General features: G+C 69.1%; 21 protein-coding genes and 1 riboswitch. Of the genes, 16 read left to right on the forward strand and 5 right to left on the reverse strand.

Annotation, left to right across the window (positions count from 1 at the left end; all coding sequences use genetic code 11):
* Positions 1 to 2: 2 nt before the first annotated feature.
* Complete coding sequence (locus ACTWQA_RS13620; protein ID WP_327587336.1) at positions 3 to 497, reverse strand: inorganic diphosphatase; 495 nt, start codon at positions 495 to 497, stop codon at positions 3 to 5.
* 85 nt (positions 498 to 582) lie between these two features.
* Between ACTWQA_RS13620 and dacB the strand changes: the two genes are divergently transcribed.
* From dacB to ACTWQA_RS13675, 11 genes are all read left to right on the forward strand, one after another.
* A complete protein-coding gene (gene dacB / locus ACTWQA_RS13625; RefSeq protein WP_443159593.1) occupies positions 583 to 2,007 on the forward strand; it encodes a D-alanyl-D-alanine carboxypeptidase/D-alanyl-D-alanine endopeptidase in 1,425 nt (474 codons plus the stop codon).
* A 69-nt stretch (positions 2,008 to 2,076) separates the two neighbouring features.
* On the forward strand, positions 2,077 to 3,153 hold the full coding sequence (locus ACTWQA_RS13630; RefSeq protein WP_443159594.1) for a zinc-dependent metalloprotease: 1,077 nt from the start codon (positions 2,077 to 2,079) through the stop codon (positions 3,151 to 3,153).
* Positions 3,154 to 3,300: 147 nt separating this feature from the next.
* Positions 3,301 to 4,302, forward strand: coding sequence for a tRNA lysidine(34) synthetase TilS (gene tilS / locus ACTWQA_RS13635; protein ID WP_443159595.1), 1,002 nt, complete (start codon positions 3,301 to 3,303; stop codon positions 4,300 to 4,302).
* Positions 4,303 to 4,312: 10 nt separating this feature from the next.
* Positions 4,313 to 4,864 (forward strand): hypoxanthine phosphoribosyltransferase, encoded by a 552-nt coding sequence (hpt, locus tag ACTWQA_RS13640; protein ID WP_443159596.1) that lies wholly within the window; start codon positions 4,313 to 4,315, stop codon positions 4,862 to 4,864.
* A gap of 237 nt (positions 4,865 to 5,101) precedes the next feature.
* The gene (ftsH, locus tag ACTWQA_RS13645; RefSeq protein ID WP_327587339.1) at positions 5,102 to 7,099 is read left to right on the forward strand and encodes an ATP-dependent zinc metalloprotease FtsH; all 1,998 of its coding nucleotides are present in this window, start codon (positions 5,102 to 5,104) and stop codon (positions 7,097 to 7,099) included.
* A gap of 22 nt (positions 7,100 to 7,121) precedes the next feature.
* Complete coding sequence (folE, locus tag ACTWQA_RS13650) at positions 7,122 to 7,700, forward strand: GTP cyclohydrolase I FolE (protein WP_305917338.1); 579 nt, start codon at positions 7,122 to 7,124, stop codon at positions 7,698 to 7,700.
* 66 nt (positions 7,701 to 7,766) lie between these two features.
* Entirely contained in the window at positions 7,767 to 8,624 is an 858-nt protein-coding gene (gene folP, locus ACTWQA_RS13655) for a dihydropteroate synthase (protein WP_443159597.1), read from the forward strand.
* Entirely contained in the window at positions 8,621 to 9,067 is a 447-nt protein-coding gene (locus tag ACTWQA_RS13660) for a nuclear transport factor 2 family protein (protein ID WP_305917337.1), read from the forward strand. Before folP ends, ACTWQA_RS13660 begins: the two co-directional genes overlap by 4 nt.
* Positions 9,057 to 9,422, forward strand: coding sequence for a dihydroneopterin aldolase (gene folB, locus ACTWQA_RS13665; RefSeq protein ID WP_443159598.1), 366 nt, complete (start codon positions 9,057 to 9,059; stop codon positions 9,420 to 9,422). The genes ACTWQA_RS13660 and folB overlap by 11 nt, the downstream gene beginning before the upstream one ends.
* Positions 9,419 to 9,922: a 2-amino-4-hydroxy-6-hydroxymethyldihydropteridine diphosphokinase gene (gene folK / locus ACTWQA_RS13670; RefSeq protein WP_443159599.1), complete on the forward strand. Its 504-nt coding sequence runs from the start codon at positions 9,419 to 9,421 to the stop codon at positions 9,920 to 9,922. The genes folB and folK overlap by 4 nt, the downstream gene beginning before the upstream one ends.
* Positions 9,919 to 10,377, forward strand: a complete 459-nt coding sequence (locus ACTWQA_RS13675) for a DUF3180 domain-containing protein (protein WP_443159600.1) — start codon at positions 9,919 to 9,921, stop codon at positions 10,375 to 10,377. The genes folK and ACTWQA_RS13675 overlap by 4 nt, the downstream gene beginning before the upstream one ends.
* Here ACTWQA_RS13675 and ACTWQA_RS13680 read toward each other — a convergent pair.
* Positions 10,362 to 11,471: an acyltransferase family protein gene (locus ACTWQA_RS13680; protein WP_443159601.1), complete on the reverse strand. Its 1,110-nt coding sequence runs from the start codon at positions 11,469 to 11,471 to the stop codon at positions 10,362 to 10,364. The two genes, ACTWQA_RS13675 and ACTWQA_RS13680, sit on opposite strands and share 16 nt — an antisense overlap.
* Positions 11,468 to 12,613 (reverse strand): NADH-quinone oxidoreductase subunit D, encoded by a 1,146-nt coding sequence (locus ACTWQA_RS13685; protein ID WP_443159602.1) that lies wholly within the window; start codon positions 12,611 to 12,613, stop codon positions 11,468 to 11,470. The genes ACTWQA_RS13680 and ACTWQA_RS13685 overlap by 4 nt, the downstream gene beginning before the upstream one ends.
* Before the next feature lie 122 nt (positions 12,614 to 12,735).
* Here ACTWQA_RS13685 and ACTWQA_RS13690 point away from each other — a divergent pair, with 122 nt between their 5' ends.
* Positions 12,736 to 13,362: a DoxX family protein gene (locus tag ACTWQA_RS13690; RefSeq protein WP_443159603.1), complete on the forward strand. Its 627-nt coding sequence runs from the start codon at positions 12,736 to 12,738 to the stop codon at positions 13,360 to 13,362.
* Between the two features lie 97 nt (positions 13,363 to 13,459).
* Here the strand turns inward: ACTWQA_RS13690 and ACTWQA_RS13695 are convergent, their stop codons facing one another.
* Positions 13,460 to 14,767, reverse strand: a complete 1,308-nt coding sequence (locus ACTWQA_RS13695; protein WP_443159604.1) for an aminotransferase class V-fold PLP-dependent enzyme — start codon at positions 14,765 to 14,767, stop codon at positions 13,460 to 13,462.
* 45 nt (positions 14,768 to 14,812) lie between these two features.
* A riboswitch (SAM riboswitch) is annotated at positions 14,813 to 14,928 on the reverse strand.
* A gap of 86 nt (positions 14,929 to 15,014) precedes the next feature.
* On the opposite strand from ACTWQA_RS13695, the gene ACTWQA_RS13700 reads away from it, so the two are divergent.
* Complete coding sequence (locus ACTWQA_RS13700; RefSeq protein WP_443159605.1) at positions 15,015 to 16,508, forward strand: cytochrome P450; 1,494 nt, start codon at positions 15,015 to 15,017, stop codon at positions 16,506 to 16,508.
* An 80-nt stretch (positions 16,509 to 16,588) separates the two neighbouring features.
* Here ACTWQA_RS13700 and ACTWQA_RS13705 read toward each other — a convergent pair whose 3' ends face one another.
* Entirely contained in the window at positions 16,589 to 17,551 is a 963-nt protein-coding gene (locus tag ACTWQA_RS13705; RefSeq protein WP_443159606.1) for an SAM-dependent methyltransferase, read from the reverse strand.
* Between the two features lie 183 nt (positions 17,552 to 17,734).
* Between ACTWQA_RS13705 and ACTWQA_RS13710 the strand changes: the two genes are divergently transcribed.
* From ACTWQA_RS13710 to panC, 3 genes are all read left to right on the forward strand, one after another.
* The gene (locus ACTWQA_RS13710; protein ID WP_443159607.1) at positions 17,735 to 17,956 is read left to right on the forward strand and encodes a chaplin family protein; all 222 of its coding nucleotides are present in this window, start codon (positions 17,735 to 17,737) and stop codon (positions 17,954 to 17,956) included.
* A gap of 317 nt (positions 17,957 to 18,273) precedes the next feature.
* A complete protein-coding gene (locus ACTWQA_RS13715) occupies positions 18,274 to 19,164 on the forward strand; it encodes a Rossmann-like and DUF2520 domain-containing protein (protein ID WP_443159608.1) in 891 nt (296 codons plus the stop codon).
* 28 nt (positions 19,165 to 19,192) lie between these two features.
* On the forward strand, positions 19,193 to 20,029 hold the full coding sequence (gene panC / locus ACTWQA_RS13720; protein WP_443159609.1) for a pantoate--beta-alanine ligase: 837 nt from the start codon (positions 19,193 to 19,195) through the stop codon (positions 20,027 to 20,029).
* The last annotated feature ends 80 nt before the right edge of the window (positions 20,030 to 20,109 follow it).

A 20,109-nucleotide genomic window follows, 5' to 3' on the forward strand; every position in this document is an offset into this window, starting at 1 on the left:
GATCAGTGATGGTGGCCGGCGTCCTTGGCGCGCTGGAAGGAGCGCTCGATCTCGGCCTCGGCCTCGGTGCGGCCCACCCAGTTGGCGCCCTCGACGGACTTGCCGGGCTCCAGGTCCTTGTAGACCTCGAAGAAGTGCTGGATCTCCAGCCGGTCGAACTCCGACACGTGGTGGATGTCCTGGATGTGATGCATCCGCGGGTCGGTGGACGGCACGCACAGGACCTTGTCGTCGCCGCCCTTCTCGTCGGTCATCCGGAACATGCCCACCGCCCGGCACGTGATGTAGCAGCCCGGGAACGTCGGCTCCTGCAGCAGCACCAGCGCGTCGAGCGGGTCGCCGTCCTCGCCGAGGGTGTGCTCGATGAAGCCGTAGTCGGCGGGGTACTGCGTGGAGGTGAACAGGAGCCGGTCAAGCCTGATCTTCCCGGTCTCGTGGTCCACTTCGTACTTGTTCCGTTGCCCCTTGGGAATCTCAACGACAACGTCGAACTCCACCGCGGTTCCTCCGCTCAAGCCACCCGGGTACCCCCGGTCTGGCGTTAATGTCTCGTAGGCGAACTCAAGAGAGAGGGCAGGCGACGTGGCGCGGCACGACCGGTGGGTGATGCTGGCCACTCTCGCCGTGCTCCAGGCCCTGACGATCGTCACCGGTGTTTACGCGATGACCACCGACTTCAGCCTGGGCGCGCTGACGAGGCAGACTTCACCGACCGAACCGACGGCGTCCCCGCAGGAAGGGTCTCCTCCGCCCGTCTCCGTGGTCACCGCGGGACCTGTGCTGGCCCAGCTTTCGGCGAAGTCAGGAGACGGACCTCTCCCGACTAAGGGTACTTTGACGCGGCAGCTCACCAGCGCCCTGGGTGACGATGCGCTCGGCGACCGGGTCGGCGCCGTCGTGCTCGACGCGACCACCGGCGAGCAGGTCTTCGCCTCCAACGCCGACACGCCCATCACTCCCGCCTCCACCACGAAGATCGTCACGTGCGTGGCCGCGCTCGCCTCGCTCGGCCCCGATGCCCGCCTGTCCACCAGGGTCGTCCAGGGCGCCAAGCCAGGCGCGATCGTCCTGGTCGGCGGCGGTGACCCGTTGCTCGCGGGCCCCTCGGCGAAGCCGTCGTACCCGAAGCAGGCGAGCCTCGCCACGCTGGCCGCCCGCACCGCCGCGACCCTCAAATCCCAGAACATCAAGAAGGTCACCCTCACCTACGACACGTCGTTGTTCACCGGCCCCTCCACCGCTTCCGGCTGGAAGCCCGGCTACATCCCCGAAGGCAACGTGGCGCCGGTCTACGCGCTCGCCATGGACGAGGGCCGCCGGCACCCGCGCTACAACACACCCCGCGTCCCCGACCCGCCGGCCTACGCCGCCGCGGCCTTCGCCCGGCTCCTCGCCAAGCAGGGCCTCTCCGTGTCGAAGTCCGTACGCCCGGGAAAGGCCCCCTCTGGCGCCGCCGAGCTGGGCAAGGTCGACTCCGCGCCCGTTTACTCCCTGGTCGAGCACGCGCTCACGCACAGCGACAACGACCTGTCCGAAGCCCTGGCCAGGCACGTCGCGATCAAGGAAGGTCAGCAGGCGTCGTTCGCGGGCGGCGCCAAGGCCGTGACCGCCGTGCTCCAGCGGCTCGGCGTGACCAAGGGCGTCTCGCTCGCCGATGGCAGCGGCCTGTCCACCCACAACCGCATCAGCCCCGGCGCCCTGGCCAAGCTCATCGCCCTGGCCGGCTCCGCGGACCACCCCGGCCTGCACGCCATCGCCTCCGGCATGCCGATCGCGGGCTTCTCCGGCACGCTCGGCAACGGCCGCCGCTTCACCTCCGGCGACAGCAAGGGCGAGGTGGGCCTGGTCCGCGCCAAGACCGGCACGCTCAACCACGTCAACACGCTGGCGGGACTGGCCACGACCAAGGACGGGCGGCTGGTCACGTTCGCGTTCATGGCGGATCGCGTGCCGGTGAACGCCGAGCCCGTGCTCGACCGGCTCGCCGCCATCGTCGCTCGCTCGTAGCGGGACGCTCCTTCGCGTGCTTATTGCGATCCTTCGCAGGTTGGGTCTGCACCACGTACGGTGGACGTTATGCAGGTGATCGACTGGGATCTGGCCGTCACGACCGGCACGCGCCTGGTGCGCCCCGGTCCTCTAGTGAGCCGGGAGGAGGCCAGGCAGGCCGTCACCGAGCTCCGCACCCTTTCACGTGAGGCCGAGGGCCACGTGCGCGAGTTCACGAAGATCCATACGGAGACCGCGCCGCAGCCCGCGACCATCGTGGACAGGCCCGGCTGGATCAGGGCGAACGTCGAGGGCTTCCGCGTGGTGCTCGAGCCCCTGACGCAGCGCATGGGCAACAGCTCCAACCCGCCCCCGGCCATCGTCACCGCGGTGGGCTCGCGCATCACGGGCGTCGAGGTCGGGGCCGTGATGGCCTTCCTCGCCTCGCGGGTCCTGGGCCAGTATGAGCTGTTCCTCCCGCCCGACCCCACCGGCCAGGAGCCCACGGGCCGCCTGACGCTGGTCGCCCCCAACATCGTCCACGCCGAGCGCGAGATGAGCGTCGACCCGCACGACTTCCGCCTCTGGGTATGCCTGCACGAGGAGACCCACCGCGTGCAGTTCACCGGCGTGCCGTGGCTGCGTGAATACGTGCGCTCGCAGATGACCGAGTTCCTGCTCGCCTCCGACCTGGACCTGCCCACGCTGCTCGAACGCCTGCGCAACGCCGCCGACACGGTGGCCGACGTGGTGCGCGGCGGCGAGGGCAACCTGATCGACGCCATCCAGTCGCCGGGCCAGAAGGAGATCCTCGACCGCCTGACCGCCGTGATGACGCTGGTGGAAGGGCACGGCGACTATGTGATGGACGCCGTGGGCCCGTCCGTGGTGCCGTCGGTGGCCGACATCCGCGCCAAGTTCGCCCACCGCCGCGAGGGCGGCTCCCGCCTGGACAAGACGGTGCGGCGACTGCTGGGGATCGAGGTCAAGATGAAGCAGTACGCGGAGGGGTCGGCGTTCGTGCGGTCGGTCGTCGGCCGGGTGGGGATGGACGGTTTCAACAAGGTGTGGACGTCGCCGGAATCCCTACCGACTACTCCCGAAATCGCCGACCCGGACGCCTGGATCAACCGCGTCATCGGCACCCCAGCCCTCCCCGCCTGACCCGGGCCTCCCGGCCTTGACCTGCCGGTTGGGCCTGCCCGCGCGCCTGCTCATCGCCCCGCCGATGGGCTGTGGCGCGCTGGCGGGCCGCGGCGTTACGGGCGTTGGCGCGTCGGCGGGCCGCGGCGCGGCTGGCGACCCGCGACAATGGCATCCGTGGGCCCACATCCAGCCGTAGCCGACATCCGCAGGGCAGTGCGGGAGGCGCTGACCGATCTCCCGCACGAAACCCTGGTCCTGGCGGCGTGCAGTGGCGGCGCCGACTCCCTGGCGCTGGCCGCGGCCCTGGGCTTCGTCGCGCCGCGGATGGGGTTGCGGGCCGGCCTCTTGACCGTGGATCACCAGCTCCAACCCGGTTCCGCCGAGCGGGCGCGGCAGGTCGTCGAGCAGGCCGCACGGCTGGACCTCCACCCCGCCGACGTGCTCACCGTCACGGTCGGAGCCGAGGGCGGCCCCGAGGCGGCGGCCAGGGAGGCCAGATACGCGGCGCTCGCCGAGGCGGCCGACCGGCTCCAGGCCGCGGCCGTGCTCCTCGGCCACACCAGAGACGATCAGGCGGAGACGGTGCTCCTGGGACTGGCCAGGGGCAGCGGATTGCGGTCGCTGTCCGGCATGGCCGCCCAAGCCGGCCGATACCGCCGCCCGTTCCTCGACCTCCCCAGGGCCACCACCGTCGCCGCCTGCCGGGCCCTGGGCCTCACCCCCTGGGACGATCCTCACAATGAGGATCCCCGGTACACACGGGTCCGCGTCAGGAGAAGGGTGCTCCCCGTTCTGGAGGAGGAACTGGGCCCCGGGGTGGCCGAAGCGCTCGCCAGGACCGCGCGGATGGCGCGCGAGGACGCCGACGCCCTTGACGGATGGGCCGAATCGGCGTACCAGGATTGCGCTCTTAGCGATATCGACGGGACCATCACGCTCGCCGTCAAGGAATTGGAGAAGTTGCCCGACGCCGTCAGACGGAGGGTGTTGCGGCGCGCGGCCATCGCCGCCGGAGCCCCATCCGGCGCTCTTTCCGCCACGCATGTGCTGGCCGTGGATCGGCTGGTCACGCGGTGGCGCGGGCAGAAGGCCGCGGACCTGCCCGGGGGTCTGTCCGCGAGCCGGCGGTATGGCACCCTGATACTCGCCATCAGTCCCCACGCGTAAGGAACCACAGGTGGACGCTGCCGACATGGGCAATGACCTGGAGAAGGTCCTCATCCCGCAGGAGGAGCTCCAGTCCAAGATCATAGAGCTCGCCGGGCGGATCGACGAGGACTACGCGGGCAAGGACGTGCTGCTCGTGGGCGTGTTGAAGGGCGCCGTCATGGTGATGGCCGACCTGGCCAGGGCCCTGCACGTGCCGGTGCAGATGGACTGGATGGCGGTGTCGTCATACGGCGCCGGCACCAAGTCGTCCGGTGTCGTACGCGTGCTGAAAGACCTCGACACCGACATCATGAACCGCCACGTGCTGATCGTGGAGGACATCATCGACTCCGGCCTGACGCTGCACTGGCTGCTGGAAAACCTCAAATCCCGCAACCCGGCGAGCCTGGAGATCTGCACCGCGCTGCGTAAGCCGGACGCGGTGAAGGTGCCGATCAAGGTGAAATACGTCGGGTTCGACATTCCGAACGAGTTCGTCATCGGTTATGGCCTCGACTACGCGGAGCGATACCGGAACCTTCCGTTCATCGGGACGCTCGCGCCGCACGTTTATAAGTAGCCCCTCTTGCCTTGGCCGGGAACATCGCGCAACGTGACGTACGTTGATAGGGCAAGGCCGGTGTAGCGGGCGGTCCCTCCGCGCGCTCTGCCGGTGTACCTTCAGACTCCGGGAGGGTGACCGCGTGTCCCCTTCGGGTAGTCAGAAGTCGCGGTGCCGGATGCCGCGGCCCCGGGCCAGCCCGGGGTTCCAGGCCATGGTCAGGAAGGGACGGGCCCGCAAGGGGTTCCGCATCGGATGGATCTCAAGCGATTTACACGTGGGCCACTGCTGTGGATCCTGGGCATCGTCGTGCTGCTCCTGCTCGTCACCCAGCTGTGGAGTGGCGGCGGTAATTTCAAGCAGGCCGACACGTCCTTGGTTCTCCAGCAGATTCGCGCCGGGAACGTCAGCAACGCCAAGATTGTCGACAAGGACAACCGCATCGAGGTGACGCTGCACAACGCGGTCACGGTCAGGGCGGGCGATCAGCCGACGAAGCTGATCCAGTCGGACTGGGTGACGGGTTACGGCAGCAAGCTGACCGATGAGCTGCAGGCTCAGGTCCAGGCGGGCAAGACCAAGAGCTTCACCACCGAGGTGCCCTCGGAGAACATCCTGGTGAGCCTCCTGGTGAGCTTCTTGCCGATCGTCATCATCGTGCTGCTGTTCCTGTTCATCATGAACCAGATGCAGGGCGGCGGCTCGCGGGTGATGAACTTCGGCAAGTCCAAGGCCAAGCTCATCACCAAAGACACCCCCAAGACCACGTTCGCCGACGTCGCGGGGGCCGACGAGGCCATCGAGGAGCTCCAGGAGATCAAGGAGTTCCTGCAGGCCCCGGCCAAGTTCCAGGCGATCGGCGCCAAGATCCCCAAGGGCGTGCTGCTCTACGGCCCGCCCGGCACCGGCAAGACCCTGCTGGCCCGCGCCGTCGCGGGCGAGGCGGGCGTGCCGTTCTACTCGATCTCCGGTTCGGACTTCGTCGAGATGTTCGTCGGTGTCGGCGCCTCGCGGGTGCGTGACCTGTTCGAGCAGGCGAAGGCCAACGCTCCGGCGATCATCTTCATCGACGAGATCGACGCCGTCGGCCGCCACCGCGGCGCCGGCCTGGGCGGCGGTCACGACGAGCGCGAGCAGACGCTCAACCAGCTGCTCGTCGAGATGGACGGCTTCGACGTCAAGGGTGGCGTGATCCTCATCGCCGCGACCAACCGGCCTGACATCCTGGACCCGGCGCTGCTGCGCCCGGGCCGTTTCGACCGCCAGGTCACCGTCGACCGCCCCGACCTCGAGGGCCGCAAGGGCATCCTCAAGGTCCACGGCCGCGGCAAGCCGTTCGCGCCCAACGTCGACCTCGACGTCATCGCGCGCCGGACCCCCGGGTTCACCGGCGCCGACCTGGCCAACGTGATCAATGAGGCGGCCCTGCTCACCGCGCGGGCCGACCAGAAGCTGATCACGATGGACGTCCTCGAGGAGTCGATCGACCGCGTCATGGCAGGGCCCGAGCGCAAGTCGCGGGTCATGTCGGACAAGGAAAAGAAGATGATCGCCTACCACGAGGGCGGTCACGCGCTGGTGGCGCACGCGCTGCCCAACTCCGACCCGGTCCACAAGATCACGATCCTGTCCCGCGGCCGCGCCCTCGGTTACACGATGACGCTGCCGATGGAGGACAAGTTCCTGGCCACCAGGTCGGAGATGATGGACCAGCTCGCGATGTTGCTCGGTGGCCGCGCGGCCGAGGAGCTCGTCTTCCACGAGCCGACCACCGGCGCCTCCAACGACATCGAGAAGGCCACGGCCGTCGCCCGCCGCATGGTGGTCGAATACGGCATGAGCGAGCAGCTCGGCGCCCGCAAGTTCGGCAGCGGCAACGCCGAGGTGTTCCTGGGCCGCGAGATGGGCCACGAGCGCGACTACTCCGAGAAGATCGCTTCCACGATCGACGAGGAAGTCCGCCGGATGATCGAGACGGCACACGACCAGGCGTGGGACATCCTGGTCGAATACCGCGACGTGCTCGACAACCTGGTGCTCGAGCTCATGGAGAAGGAGACCCTCTCCCGCGAGATGGTGCTAGAGATCTTCTCGCCGGTGGTCGTCAAGGAGCACCGCCCGTCCTACGCGGGCTACGGCAAGCGGCTCCCCTCGGACCGCCCGCCGATCCTGACCCCGAAGGAGAAGCAGTCGGCCAACGGCTCCCTCACCGCGGGCCACCAGGACGCGTTGCCCTCCGGCGACTCCTTGTGACCCAGCACGGAAAGATGTTTGCGTGACACAGCACGATGTTGACCTGGGCAGGATCGAGAAGGCCGTCCGCGAGATCCTCTACGCCATAGGCGAGGATCCCGACCGCGACGGCCTCCTCGAGACGCCTGCCCGGGTCGCCCGGGCCATGGCCGAGCAATATTCAGGGCTCGGCCAGACGCCGGAAGACGTGCTGACCAAGGTGTTCGACGTCGATCACGACGAGATGATCCTGGTGAAGGACATCGAGGTCTATTCGACCTGCGAACATCATCTGGTGCCCTTCCACGGGTTGGCCCACGTGGGCTATATCCCTAACGAGAAGGGGCAGGTCACAGGTCTTTCCAAGCTCGCCAGGCTGGTCGATGTCTATGCCCGCCGCCCCCAGGTCCAGGAGCGCATGACCTCCCAGATCGCCGACGCGCTGATGCGGGTCCTGGAGCCGCGCGGGGTGATCGTGGTCGTCGAGGCCGAGCATTTGTGCATGACCATGCGTGGCGTACGCAAGCCAGGCGCCAGGACCGTCACCTCGGCGGTCCGCGGGGACTTTCGCACCAGCGACAAGACCCGTGCCGAGGCGATGGCGCTCATCCTCGGTAGGTAAGGATCGTTATCCACAAGTGGGGACCCGCCATGTCAGCAGGTGTGGCGGAACGCCTAGGCTTGGCCCATGACTAGCGTGCCCATCAACGCGCCGGATGGTGCGGAGCGGTGCCTCGTCATGGGTGTGGTCAATGTGACCCCCGACTCCTTCTCCGACGGCGGGATGTGGTTCGACGAGGCGGCCGCCATCCAGCACGGCTTCGAGCTGGTCGAGGAGGGGGCCGACATCATCGACGTGGGCGGTGAGTCCACGCGTCCGGGGGCGGCCAGGGTGTCGCTGGAAGAGGAGCTGGCCAGGGTCGTCCCGGTGATCAGCGCGCTGGCCGCCGAGGGTGTTCAGGTCAGCGTCGACACGATGCGCGCGGAGGTCGCCAAAGCCGCCGTCGAGGCGGGCGCGCGGCTCGTCAACGACGTGAGCGGCGGCCTGGCCGACCCGGAGATGCCGCGCGTGGTGGCGGTGACCGGTGTCCCCTACGTGGTGATGCACTGGCGCGGCCACAGTCATGACATGGAGACCAGGGCCGTCTACACGGACGTGGTCACCGAGGTGCGCGAGGAGCTGAGCAAGCGGGTGGATCTGGTGCTGGCTGAGGGGGTGTCGCATGAGCAGATCGTGCTCGACCCCGGCCTCGGCTTCGCCAAGAACGCCGAGCACAATTGGGCGGTGCTGGCCGGCATCCCGCACTTGGCCGAGCTGGGATATCCGCTGCTCATCGGCGCGTCACGCAAACGGTTCCTCGGGCGGCTGCTCGCCGCACCCGACGGCACACCCCGGCCGTTCAGCTGCAGCGACGACGCCACACTGGCCGTGACCGCGCTGGCCGCGCACGCAGGCGCCTGGTGTGTCCGTGTGCACGAGGTCGGCCCCAACGCCGACGCCGTGCGCGTGGCAGCCGCATGGAGGAGAGCGGGAGCAGGCACATGAGCGTGGACACGGCCGCGATCGAGACGGTCAACCAGGAGTTCTACACCGCGATCGAGAGCGGCGATCTCGACAAGATGACCGACATCTGGGCGGAGGACACGGCCGACGAGCAGGTGAGCTGCGTGCATCCCGGCTGGACGCTGCTGGCCGGCCGGCAGGAGGTGCTGCGGTCGTGGGCGTTGATCATGGCCAACACCACCTACATCCAGTTCGTGCTGACCGACGTCAACACGACGGTGCTGGGCGACGTCGCCGTGCTCACCTGTGTGGAAAACATCTTGACGGCCGGCGATGAGGGCGAGTCGAGCTTCGCCGCAGGCAAGGTGGTGGCCAGCAACGTCTACGTCCGCACCTCGCAGGGCTGGCGGCTGTGGATGCACCACGGCTCGCCGGTGCTCCAGGGAGACGACGACGAGGAGGAGGAAGGCGAGCTTGAGCGCTGATCGCATCGCTCTCAAAGGCCTGCGGGCCAGGGGGAGGCACGGCGTGCTCGCTGCCGAGCGGGAGCTCGGCCAGGAGTTCGTGGTCGACGCGACGCTGTTCCTCGACACCGCTCCGGCCGCGGCCGGTGATGACCTGACCAAGACCGTCCACTACGGGGAGCTGGCCGAGGCCCTGGTCGGGATCGTGGAGGGCGAGCCGGTCGAGCTGATCGAGACGCTCGCGCAGCGCCTGGCCGAGGTGTGCCTGGCCAGCGAGCTGGTGCACAAGGTCGAGGTCAGCGTGCACAAGCCGGCGGCGCCGATCCCGCTGCCGTTCGACGATGTGATCGTGACGATCGAGCGGAGCCGGGCATGAAGGCCGTCCTCGCGCTGGGCAGCAACCTGGGCAACAGGTTCCAGATCTTGCAGGGCGCTGTGGACGTCCTGTTCGACGCCCCTGACCTGGAGTTCGTCAGGGCGTCGCCGGTTTACGAGACCGACCCGGTCGGCGGCCCTCCTGGCCAGGATCCCTACCTCAACGCCGTCGTGATCGCTGAGACCATTCTGGAGCCGCACGCGCTCCTGGAGCGGGCGCTCAGCGTGGAAAACGCCTTCGGGCGCGAGCGCGCGGAGCGCTGGGGACCGCGCACGCTCGACGTGGACCTGATCGTCGTAGGCGATCTCGTCTTCGACGACCCCGATCTGACGTTGCCGCATCCGCGCGCCCACGAGCGCGCGTTCGTGCTTGCCCCCTGGGCGGATGTGGATCCGCAGGGCACGGTGCCCGGCCACGGCCGAGTGTGCGACCTGCTGGAGGGGATCGACAAGCAGGGCGTACGCCTGCGCTCCGACCTCACGCTGCAGAGGCCGGATTGAGGCCCACACACCCCGGCCGGCTGGTCGGCATCCTCGTGGTCGTCGCCCTGCTCACCTGGGTGGCGGTCCGGCAGTTCTACTCCGACCTGCCGCTCCTGCCGTGGACGGCGATCCCGACGGTGTTGCTGCTGGCCATCGGCGAGGGCTACAGCGCCTGGGTCACCAAGGCACGCATCGCCAGGAAGCCGGGCACCAAGCCGGTGGAGCCGCTGGCGGTGGCCAGGCTGGCCGCGCTGGCCAAGGCGTCGGCGTACGCGGGGGCGGTGTTCGGCGGGCTGTTCGCCGGGTTCGCGCTCTACACGGTGCAGATCCTGGACCGTGAGACGCCGCGTTCGGAGTTCTTCATCGCGACGGGTTCGCTCGTGGCCTGCGTGGTGCTGGTTTGCGCGGCGCTCTATCTGGAGCACTCCTGCCGCACCCCGAAGGATCCGCAGGAAGGTCAGACACCGGAGTAGTCCTCGTCCTGCCTTTGCCTGACAGGTGTGCGGCGGCGGCCGAAGAGGTAGATGACCGGAGCGGTGCAGATCAGGGGACCGATGATGGCGATGGGGCGCTCCAGCCACCATCTCAGGTCCGGCGGGATCGTGCTGCCGAGGGTGCCGAAGAGCCACCACGACAGGCCCAGCGCGATGGCCATCCCGGTGGTGTGGAACAAGTACAACGCCAGGGCGTACCGATTGATGAAGTCGTTGGCCCGGCGCCAGCGCGGCCGTTCGAGCACCCGCTCCATCGTCGGCCGGAGCACCTCGACCAGCCCGATCTGGAACAGCAGCAGGGCCACGATCACGAAGGTCGGCGGGGCCATGTTGGACCATTTGTCGCCGGGCACGCCCACCATCGAGCCCGGGTAGATCCCTGAGTACACCAGCCCAAACAGGGCGAACAGACCGGTCCACAGCAGGGCGACGTCGTAGCGCCTGGGCAGGGTCACGATCCGGTCGTAGAAAAACCCGGCCTGGTGCGCCAGCCCCCACACCAGGATCATGTTGAGCCAGCCCACCCCGTCCACGCCGTACCGGAAGCGCAGCACGTCCACCACCAGGGCCGCGCCGCCGAGCCAGATCAGGGCCAGTACGTCGTAGCGCTGGTGCAGCCACAGCGCCACCGGAAGCAACGCGATCAGCATCAGGTAGACGGCGAGGAACCACAGCGGGCTGAGCACCAGCACCACCACACGCCACATCCAGTCCACCTCGAACGTGAACGTGACCGCCGCCCCGACCGCGACCCACACCCCGGACAGGAACAACGCGGGTAAGGCCAGAGCCCGGATTCGCCGCCAGACGAAGGACCCGATGCCCACGCCGCGCTCCCGGGCCCGGTGCCAGGACAGCAGGTGCACATGCCCGCCGACGTAGAAGAACAGCGGCAGCACCTGCAGCAGCCAGGTGAGGATCCACAGCCCCGAGGTGAAGCCGAGCGGGCTGGTCGGCTCGGGGCCGTGCGGCTTCCACACGAGAATCGTGAACGCCCAGTGCCACCCCACCACGACGATCAGGCTCAGCGCCCGAAGCCAATCGACGTATTTGTCGCGTTCTGGGGGGTTCACTTGTCGATATCACCCACAACGAAGAACATCGAGCCCAGAATGGCCACCATGTCGGCCACGAGGTGCCCGGGCAACATTTCCCGCAGCACTTGAATGTTGCTGTACGAGGCCGAGCGCAGCTTGAGCCGCCACGGCGTCTTGTCTCCCTTGGAGACCAGGTAGTAGCCGTTGATGCCGAGCGGGTTCTCGGTCCAGGCGTACGTGTGCCCCTCCGGCACCTTGAGCACCTTCGGCAGTCGCTGGTTGATCGGCCCCGGAGGCAGCGAGCGCAGCCGTTCGACGCAGGCGTCGGCCAGCTCCAGCGAGACCTTGAGCTGTTCGAACAGCACCTCGAACCGGGCGTGGCAGTCGCCCCCGCTCCGAGTGATGACCTTGACGGGCAGCTCGGGGTAGGCCAGGTACGGCTCGTCGCGACGCAGGTCGAAGTCCACCCCGGAGGCCCGGGCGATGGGACCGCTGACGCCGAACTGCATGATCTGCTCGTGCGTGAGCACCCCGACGCCCTTGGTACGGGCCAGGAAGATGTCGTTGTGCAGGATCAGGTCCTCGATGTCCGGCACGCGGCGGCGGGTCTCCGCGACCGCCTCCGACACCCGCTCCAGCCAGCCGAGCGGCAGGTCCTCCTTGAGCCCGCCGACCCGGTTGAACATGTAGTGCATGCGCCCGCCGGAGATCTCCTCCATGACCGCCTGGATCCGCTCGCGCTCGTTGAAGGAGTAGAAGATCGGCGTCATCGCGCCCAGCTCCAGTGGGTAGGAGCCGAGGAACATCAGGTGGCTGAGCACCCGGTTGAGCTCGGCCAGGAGCGTACGCGCCCACACGGCCCTGACCGGCGGCTCCATGCCGAGCAGGCGCTCGGCGGCGAGCACCACGCCCAGCTCGTTCGCGAACCCCGACAGCCAGTCGTGCCGGTTGGCCAGCATGATGATCTGCCGGTAGTCGCGGACCTCGAACAACTTCTCCGCACCACGGTGCATGTAGCCGATGATCGGTTCAGCGGTGGCGATGCGCTCGCCGTCCAGCGTCAGCCGGAGCCTGAGCACTCCGTGCGTTGACGGGTGCTGCGGCCCGATATTGAGGATCATGTCCTCGGTGGCCAGCTCCTTGGCGCCCGCACCGATTCCGACCACGCGTTCCGTCATATGGCCATGCTGCCACCGTCCCAGTTGGTGATCCAGGGTGGGGGATGGTCAAGGAATGGTATGGAAACGCATCCCTACTGCGGTCTTGGGGAGGAGTCGGGGGAACGGGGGGAGATAGCACGATGAAGAAGGTTCTGTTCGATGTCGCTGTCTTGATCGCGCGGGTGGCGACGGGCGTGGTCTTCATGGCGCACGGCTTGCAGAAGTGGCAGCACGGACTCGGCGCCACCACGCAGGGCTTCAGGGAGATGGGAATCCCGTTGCCGGAGCTCTCGGCCGGCTTCGCCAGCGTCGTCGAGACCGTGGGCGGCCTTTTCCTGATCCTCGGTCTGCTGGTCCGGCCGGTCGGCCTGCTGCTGCTCATCAACATGCTCGGTGCGATCGCCTTCGTGCACTCGACGAAGGGGATCATGGTGACCGAGGGCGGCTGGGAGCTGGCGGGTGCGCTGGGTGCGCTGAGCCTGCTGTTCCTGGCGGTCGGCGGCGGGCGGATCGGACTTGACGCGCTGTTCGGGGCGATTTTCCGGCGTCGTGCCGAGCGCCGCGCCGCGGAGGGCGGCATGGGTGCGGGCGCCCACCGGCGCGGCGGAGGTCCGCTGTCGCCCTCGGAGCCCACCGCCTCTGAGCGGCCGAACGTGCCCAGGCAGCCGACGGCGTCCAGGTCGGACCTGAGCGACGAGGAGATGCGGGACATCGACGCGCTGGTCTCCGACGACCAGCCGGAACACCGCAAGCCGCCGAACCGCTGAGCCGTCGAACCGCTGAGCCGCTGAGCCGCTGAGCCGCTGAGCCGCTGAGCCGCTGAACCGGTGCCGGTGAGCGGGGCTGAGCCGCTGACCCGGCAGCTCAGCGGGAGACCAGGTCCCGCAGTGCCTCGACCAGCCGGTCCACGTGCTCCTGCGTGGTCCCGATGCCGATCGAGGCCCGCACCGCGGACGTCGTGCCGTCCTCGCATCCGGCGTCCTCACGGTCGTGCCCGCTTCGGCCCAGCAGGTGCCGCACGAACGGGTGCGCGCAGAACTTCCCGTCGCGCACTCCGATGCCGTACTGACTGGACAGCGCCTCGGCCACCTCGCGAGCCGAGTACCCGTCCACGGTGAACGACACGATCCCCACCCGCGGGTGATCGTCCCCCCACAGGGACAGCTCTCGCACGCCCTCGATCGAGGCCAGCCCCGACCGCAGCCGGGCCAGCAGCCGCTCCTCCTCGCGTACCAGCGCCGTCCAGCCGGTGGCGGTGAGCGCGTCGCAGGCGGCGGCCAGCGCGATCGCGCCCAGCACGTTCGGGGTGCCCGCCTCGTGGCGCGGCTCCGGGTCGTCGTGCCACTCCGCCTCTTCCTCGACCGAGCGCACCGCGCCCCCGCCCTTGAGGTACGGCTCCCCGTCGGCCAGCCAGTCCCGGCGCCCGATGAGCACTCCGGCCCCGAACGGCGCGTACAGCTTGTGGCCGGAGAATGCCACATAGTCCAGGTCAAGCGCGGTCAGGTTGAGCCGCCGATGCGGTACGAGCTGCGCCGCATCCACCAGAATGCGGGCCCCGTGCCGGTGTGCGATGTGGGCCAGGGCGGCGATGGGCCACAGCTCGCCGGTGACATTGGACGCGGCGGTGACCACGAGCAGCTTCGGCCCCTCGATCCCGGCCAGCGCCTCGTCGGCGGCGCGGACGGCCTCGCCGGGGAAGGCGGGCGGCGCTAGCCGTACGGACTTCCGCCAGGGCAGGAGCGAGGCGTGGTGCTCGGTGTCGAAGACGACGGTGGTGGTGCCCGCGGGCAGGCAGCCGGCCAGCAGGTTCGTGGCGTCGGTGGTGTTGCGGGTGAAGATCACGGCGTCGTCGGGACGAGCGCCGACGAACGCCCTGACCGTGTGGCGGGCCTGCTCGTACCTGGCAGTGGTGAGCTGGGAGGCGTAGCCGGCGCCACGGTGGACGCTGGAGTAGGCCGGGAGCGCGGCGGCGACGGCGGCGCTGACCGGCTCCAGACAGGGCGCGCTGGCCGCGTAGTCCAGGTTGGCGTACCCCACCAGGCGGCCACCCTTGACCGGCACCTGGAGGTCGGCCCCGAGCACCGCGGGGATCGGCCGGCTCGCGGCGGCGGGGACCTGGGTCTCGCCCGAAGCCTGGGCGGGGACGGAGTCGAAGATCGTCAGCGTGGACACGGCACATCTCCCTCAGGGACCATCGGACCCCTGGAGCAGCCACGGAGCCCGCGCTTGCCCGCCACACCGCGTGGCGGACCAGGTCTTCACCCGGGGCACCCCGCCGCGGACGCGAGGGTTGCCGGCCAGCTAGCCGGGGCTTGTCGCTGGCACTCATGACCTACGCCCGCACTATAACCCAGTTCCCACGGCAAAACGCAAACCGGCGAACTTTGACGGCTCTCTCCTCCTGCTCGGCCTGTCGTGGGTGGTGCAGCTCACTCAGCCGCTGTCCGTCGTCTTCGGCCACGAGATATCGGGACGCGACCTGATCCTGCTGCTCGACGTCGTGTTCTCGCTCGACTCGGTCATCACCGCGGTCGGCATGGTGGACAACCTCGGCGTGATGATCGCGGCCGTCGTGGTGGCGGTGCTGGTCATGCTGTTCGCCTCCGGGCCGATCAGCCGGTTCGTGGACCGTCGTGGAGCTGCTGAACATCCGGATGCGCGGCAGGCACGCCAAGCAGTCCGAGCAGCAGGAGGCGGAGCCGGAGGCTTCTACTATGAAGTAGTGCGCTTTGATCCTTGGAATCCGGATTTTGTGGCCTACCCGTACCGGGTCTACGACGAGCTGCGGCGCGAGGCGCCCGTCTGCTACTTCGAGCCGACGAACCAGTGGTTGATCTCGCGCCACGCCGACGTGAACACCCTGCTCAGGGACCGCCGTCTAGGGCGGTCCTTCCTTCACGTGGCCACGCCAGAAGAGTTCGGCAGGCCGCCCGAGCCGGACTTCCAGGAGCCGTTCTGGCGCGTGATCAGGGCGGGCATGCTCGACGTCGAGCCGCCCGTGCACACGCGGCTGCGCCGGCTGGTCTCCAAGGCGTTCACGCCGCGCATGGTCGAGTCCCTGCGCCCGCGCGTGCGCGCGATCGCTGCGGGCCTGGTGGACACGTACGTGGAGAAGTGCGGCGGGGATCTGATCGCCGAGGTCGCCGAGCCGCTCCCGGTGACCGTGATCGCGGAGATGCTCGGCATCCCCGACGGGGAGCGTCACTTGCTGCGCCCCTGGTCGGCTGACATCTGCGGCATGTACGAGCTCAACCCCACGCTCGAAGCCCAGCACACTGCGGTACGCGCGGCCGCGGAGTTCGCCGATTACCTCAAGGCCCTGGCCCGCGAGCGGCGGCGCCGCCCGGGCGACGACCTGATCAGCGCGCTGGCCGCGATCGATGAACTGACCGAGGACGAGCTGGTCGGCACGTGTGTCCTGCTGCTCAACGCCGGCCACGAGGCCACCGTGAACGTCACGGGCAACGGCTGGTGGTCGTTGTTCAGGAACCCCGGCGAGCTGGCACGGCTGCGTGCCGACCGCTCCCTGCTGCCCACGGCCGTGGAGGAGCTGATGCGCTGGGACACGCCGCTGCAGATGTTCGAGCGGTGGGTGCTGGAGGACATCGAGGTCCACGGCGTGACGATTCCGCGCGGGTCGGAGGTCGCGCTGCTGTTCGGCTCGGCCAACCGGGACCCTGAGGTGTTCGAGGATCCCGACCAGCTGGATGTGGGGCGGGTGGACAACCCGCACATCTCCTTCGGAGCCGGCATCCATTTCTGTCTGGGCGCGCCGCTGGCCCGCATCGAGCTCATCGAGTCGTTCGGCGCGCTGCTGGACCGGGCGGCCACGCTGGAGTTGCGCCATGAGCCGGCCTGGAAGCCCGGCTACATCATCCGCGGCCTGCACGCCCTGGAGCTGACCGCCGAGTGACGTGAGGGGAGTCAGCCGAATCCGCCGTCCCGGCGCCGTCAGCCGAATCCGCCGTCCTGGCGCCGTCGGCCCAGGCCTGCTCACCGTCGCTGGTCGAGCCAGCCGAACCCGCCGAGGCCCGACGGGTCGATGAGCTCCCCCTCCTCCGACGCCCTGGCCAGGGCCCGCAGGTAGGCGCGCGGATCGGTGCCGGCCAGCTCCATGGGCGGCCGGGCGCCGGTGATCCCCAGGGCCCGCAGAGCGTCACGCTGTGTGGACAAGGTTGTGGATATCGCGCCGGCCCGCCGCCCCGCCGCGGCGCACGCGTCGAGCGCGACATGGGCCGTGATATCGCAGGTCCCGTCGGGAATCGGGGAGACGACGGCGCCGTCGCGGTATCCCGTCAGCGTGCCGCACATCGGCCGGTTATCCACAGGGTGTGCATAGTCGATGGCGATTGCCCGGCCCCTGGTGAGGCGGGTCACGACCGACGCCCAGGCCTCGTCACGGGGGCGGCCGATCTCCGCCCGAGAGCCCACCCGGGACAGTGGCCACCACCGATCCATCCACTCCCGGTCGGCGGGCCGCAGCGGGCCGCCGAGGCGCTCCTCGCCCGTACGGATGTTCACCAGGACGAGTCGCGGGCCGTCGGGCGTCTGCTCGGCCACGTCCACCGGGACGTTGTCGAGCCACTCATTGGCGATGGCCAGCCCCGTGATGCGCTCCGGCAGGTCGCGGCGCCAGCCGATCCGCTCGGGAAGGGCCTGCGGCCTGGGGGAGAGATCGACGGCCGTGACCCGCAACCGGTCGCGCAGCGCGGGGTCGGCGGCGGCCAGAACTTGGGCCACCAGCGCGCCCTCTCCTGCGCCGATGTCGACCAGGTCGAGCGTCTCGGGCTCACCCAGCTCGGCGTCGAGCTGTCTCAGCAGCGCCAGCACCGCGTCAGCGAACACCGAAGAGGCGCTGACCGAGGTGCGGAAGTGGCCCGACGGGCGCTCGCGGAGGTAGAAACCCGCCTCGCCGTACAACGCCCGCTCCGTCGCCGCACGCCACGTGAGCCACATGTCTGGACTATCTCACGACTGGCATCTGACGCGCACAGTCATCGTTTGACTACTCATTGCTGTCGCATTGCGCTACCGTTACCCAGCGTCATCGCATGGACGCGCTCTGCCAACCCCCCACTGGCGGAGTCGAACGAAGCAAAGCATCCGCGGCCCGGTGCCGCGAAACCGAGAGGAGCTCTCATGCTGAAGAAGATCCTGGTCGTGGCCGGAGCCGCCGCCATGCTGTCGCTGATCGCCCCGCCGGCGCACGCCGACATCACAAACGGCAGCGGCGGCGTGCTTTCCGGCAACCAAGTGCACGTTCCGATCGGCATCCCGATCAACGTCTGCGGCAACGCGGTGGCCGTTCTCGGTCACGCCATCGCCGGCTGCAAGGGCGGCGCCAAGGTGATAGGTCACTGATCAACGAAGAGAGCCCGGGCCGGCGCGGTCCGGCCCGGGCTCCCGGTCCTGGCCGGTCAGTCGGCGGATGAACCCGGCCAGGCGCACCTCCAAGGGGCCGCAATCGTATGCGGGCGTCGGGTCCTACCAGGACTCGGCGCCCGCGGCCATGCGATGTACCCCTCTCCTCATCTCTTCCGACAGGGGGTGCACTATTTGTCTGCCCTTGTCCCTTTTGTCGTTAACTCAACATGCGGCAAAGCACCGGTCACATCTCTAGTGCTGAGAGGCCGTTACGCTGGTCGGCAGTGCCATTTGCTCGACAGGGGTGTGACGTCATGGACGCAGGGGATCGCCCGGCACGGCTGACCGTCGGCGTGCTCGGCTCGGGCAAGGTCGGCTCGGCTCTCGGCGCCGCGTTGGCGCAGGCAGGACACCGGGTCGTGGCCGCGAGCGGGGTTTCGGACAACTCCCAGCGATGGGCCTCGGAGCGGCTCGGCGTCACGCTGTCGCGTCCCGACGAGGTCGTGGCGGCGGCCCAGCTGATCCTGCTCACCGTGCCCGACGACGCGCTGCCCGACCTCGTCAACGGTCTGGCCACCACGGGAGCCGACCTGAAGGGCAAGCTGCTGGTGCACACCAGCGGGGCCTACGGGCTGTCCGTGCTCGATCCGGCGGCCAGGGTCGGCGCGCTGCCGCTCGCGTTGCATCCGGTGATGACGTTCACGGGCCGCGACGACGACCTCAACAAGCTCACCGGCATCTCCTACGGCGTGACCGCGCCCGACACGCTGCGCCCCATCGCCGAGGCCCTGGTGATCGAGATGGGCGGCGAGCCGGTCTGGATCGCCGACGCCGACCGCGCCCTCTACCACGCGGCGCTGGCCGGGGCGGCCAACCACATGGTCACGCTCGTCGCGGAGTCGCAGGAGCTCCTGGGACGCATCGGCGTCGAGCATCCGGGGCGCATGCTGGGCCCGCTGCTCGGCGCCGCGCTCGACAACGTGCTGCGGCTGGGCATCGCCGGCCTGACGGGACCGGTCGTGCGCGGCGACGCCGGCACCGTGCGCAAGCATGTGGACGCGCTGATCCTGGCGGCTCCGGAGGCGGCCGACGCCTACATCGCGCTGGCCAGGCTCACGGCCGACCGCGCGCTGGCCGCCGGCCTGCTCAAGCCGGAGGAGGCGGAGCGCCTGCTCGACGCTCTCGGGGGCAACATATGGACCTGACAGCGAGGCCGTGAAGAGGGAGGGCTCTATGGATCTGATCGTCGCCAGGAACCGGGACGACCTGGTCAAGGCGCGCGCCGGTGGCGAGGTGGCCCTGGTGCCGACCATGGGCGCCTTGCATGAGGGGCACCGGTCGCTGATCAGGCTCGCCCGGGCCCGGGCCGATCAGGTCGTGGTCAGCATCTTCGTCAATCCCCTGCAGTTCGGGCCAACCGAGGATTTTTCCCGATATCCCCGTACGTTTGACGCCGACCTCGAGATGTGCCGGTCCGAGGGCGTGGGCGTGGTGTTCCATCCGTCCGCCGAGGACATGTACCACCCCGATCGCCAGGTGAGCCTTCTCTCCGGCCGGATGGGCGAGATCGTCGAAGGCGCCTCGCGGCCGGGGCACTTCGACGGCGTGCTGACGGTCGTGCTCAAGCTGTTCAACCTGGTCCAGCCGCACGTGGCGATCTTCGGGCAGAAGGACGCCCAGCAGCTCGCGCTGATCCGGCGGATGGTGGCCGACCTCGACGTGCCGGTCGAGATCATCGGCGCGCCCACCGTACGCGAGCCCGACGGACTGGCCTTGTCCAGCCGCAACCGCTACCTGTCCGCCGCGGACCGGCAGGTGGCGCTGGCGCTGTCCCGGGCGCTGCGCGAGGGCGCCGCCGAGCCGGCCCCTTCCAGGATCCGGGCGGCCGCGCAGCAGGTGCTCGACGCGGCGGGCCCCGAGCTCGACGTGGACTACCTGGTCCTGGTGGACCCGGCGACGTTCACCGAGGTAGAAGAGTCGCACACGGGTGAGGCGGTGCTCGCGGTGGCCGCGAGGGTCGGTGGCACGCGGCTGATCGACAACGTCACCCTGACCTTGAATCCCACCTGAGGCGGATTACCGTCGAGATCATGACCGCCCCGGGGCATGCGCACGCCGCGCCGGGCGTTATCGTCATATTGACGAAATCG

It is taken from the genome of Nonomuraea sp. 10N515B, from assembly GCF_052245915.1.
In the GTDB taxonomy this organism is placed as follows: Bacteria; Actinomycetota; Actinomycetes; order Streptosporangiales; family Streptosporangiaceae; genus Nonomuraea.

Excerpts from the sequence above, each read along its gene's own strand:
- ftsH (WP_327587339.1), top strand. The coding sequence starts at position 5,102 with ATGGATCTCAAGCGATTTACACGTGGGCCACTGCTGTGGATCCTGGGC.
- ACTWQA_RS13685 (WP_443159602.1), bottom strand. The coding sequence starts at position 12,613 with ATGACGGAACGCGTGGTCGGAATCGGTGCGGGCGCCAAGGAGCTGGCC.
- ACTWQA_RS13715 (WP_443159608.1), top strand. The coding sequence starts at position 18,274 with ATGGACGCAGGGGATCGCCCGGCACGGCTGACCGTCGGCGTGCTCGGC.
- ACTWQA_RS13690 (WP_443159603.1), top strand. The coding sequence starts at position 12,736 with ATGAAGAAGGTTCTGTTCGATGTCGCTGTCTTGATCGCGCGGGTGGCG.
- ACTWQA_RS13660 (WP_305917337.1), top strand. The coding sequence starts at position 8,621 with ATGAGCGTGGACACGGCCGCGATCGAGACGGTCAACCAGGAGTTCTAC.
- folP (WP_443159597.1), top strand. The coding sequence starts at position 7,767 with ATGACTAGCGTGCCCATCAACGCGCCGGATGGTGCGGAGCGGTGCCTC.
- folK (WP_443159599.1), top strand. The coding sequence starts at position 9,419 with ATGAAGGCCGTCCTCGCGCTGGGCAGCAACCTGGGCAACAGGTTCCAG.
- ACTWQA_RS13710 (WP_443159607.1), top strand. The coding sequence starts at position 17,735 with ATGCTGAAGAAGATCCTGGTCGTGGCCGGAGCCGCCGCCATGCTGTCG.
- ACTWQA_RS13630 (WP_443159594.1), top strand. The coding sequence starts at position 2,077 with ATGCAGGTGATCGACTGGGATCTGGCCGTCACGACCGGCACGCGCCTG.
- tilS (WP_443159595.1), top strand. The coding sequence starts at position 3,301 with ATGGCATCCGTGGGCCCACATCCAGCCGTAGCCGACATCCGCAGGGCA.
- ACTWQA_RS13705 (WP_443159606.1), bottom strand. The coding sequence starts at position 17,551 with ATGTGGCTCACGTGGCGTGCGGCGACGGAGCGGGCGTTGTACGGCGAG.
- panC (WP_443159609.1), top strand. The coding sequence starts at position 19,193 with ATGGATCTGATCGTCGCCAGGAACCGGGACGACCTGGTCAAGGCGCGC.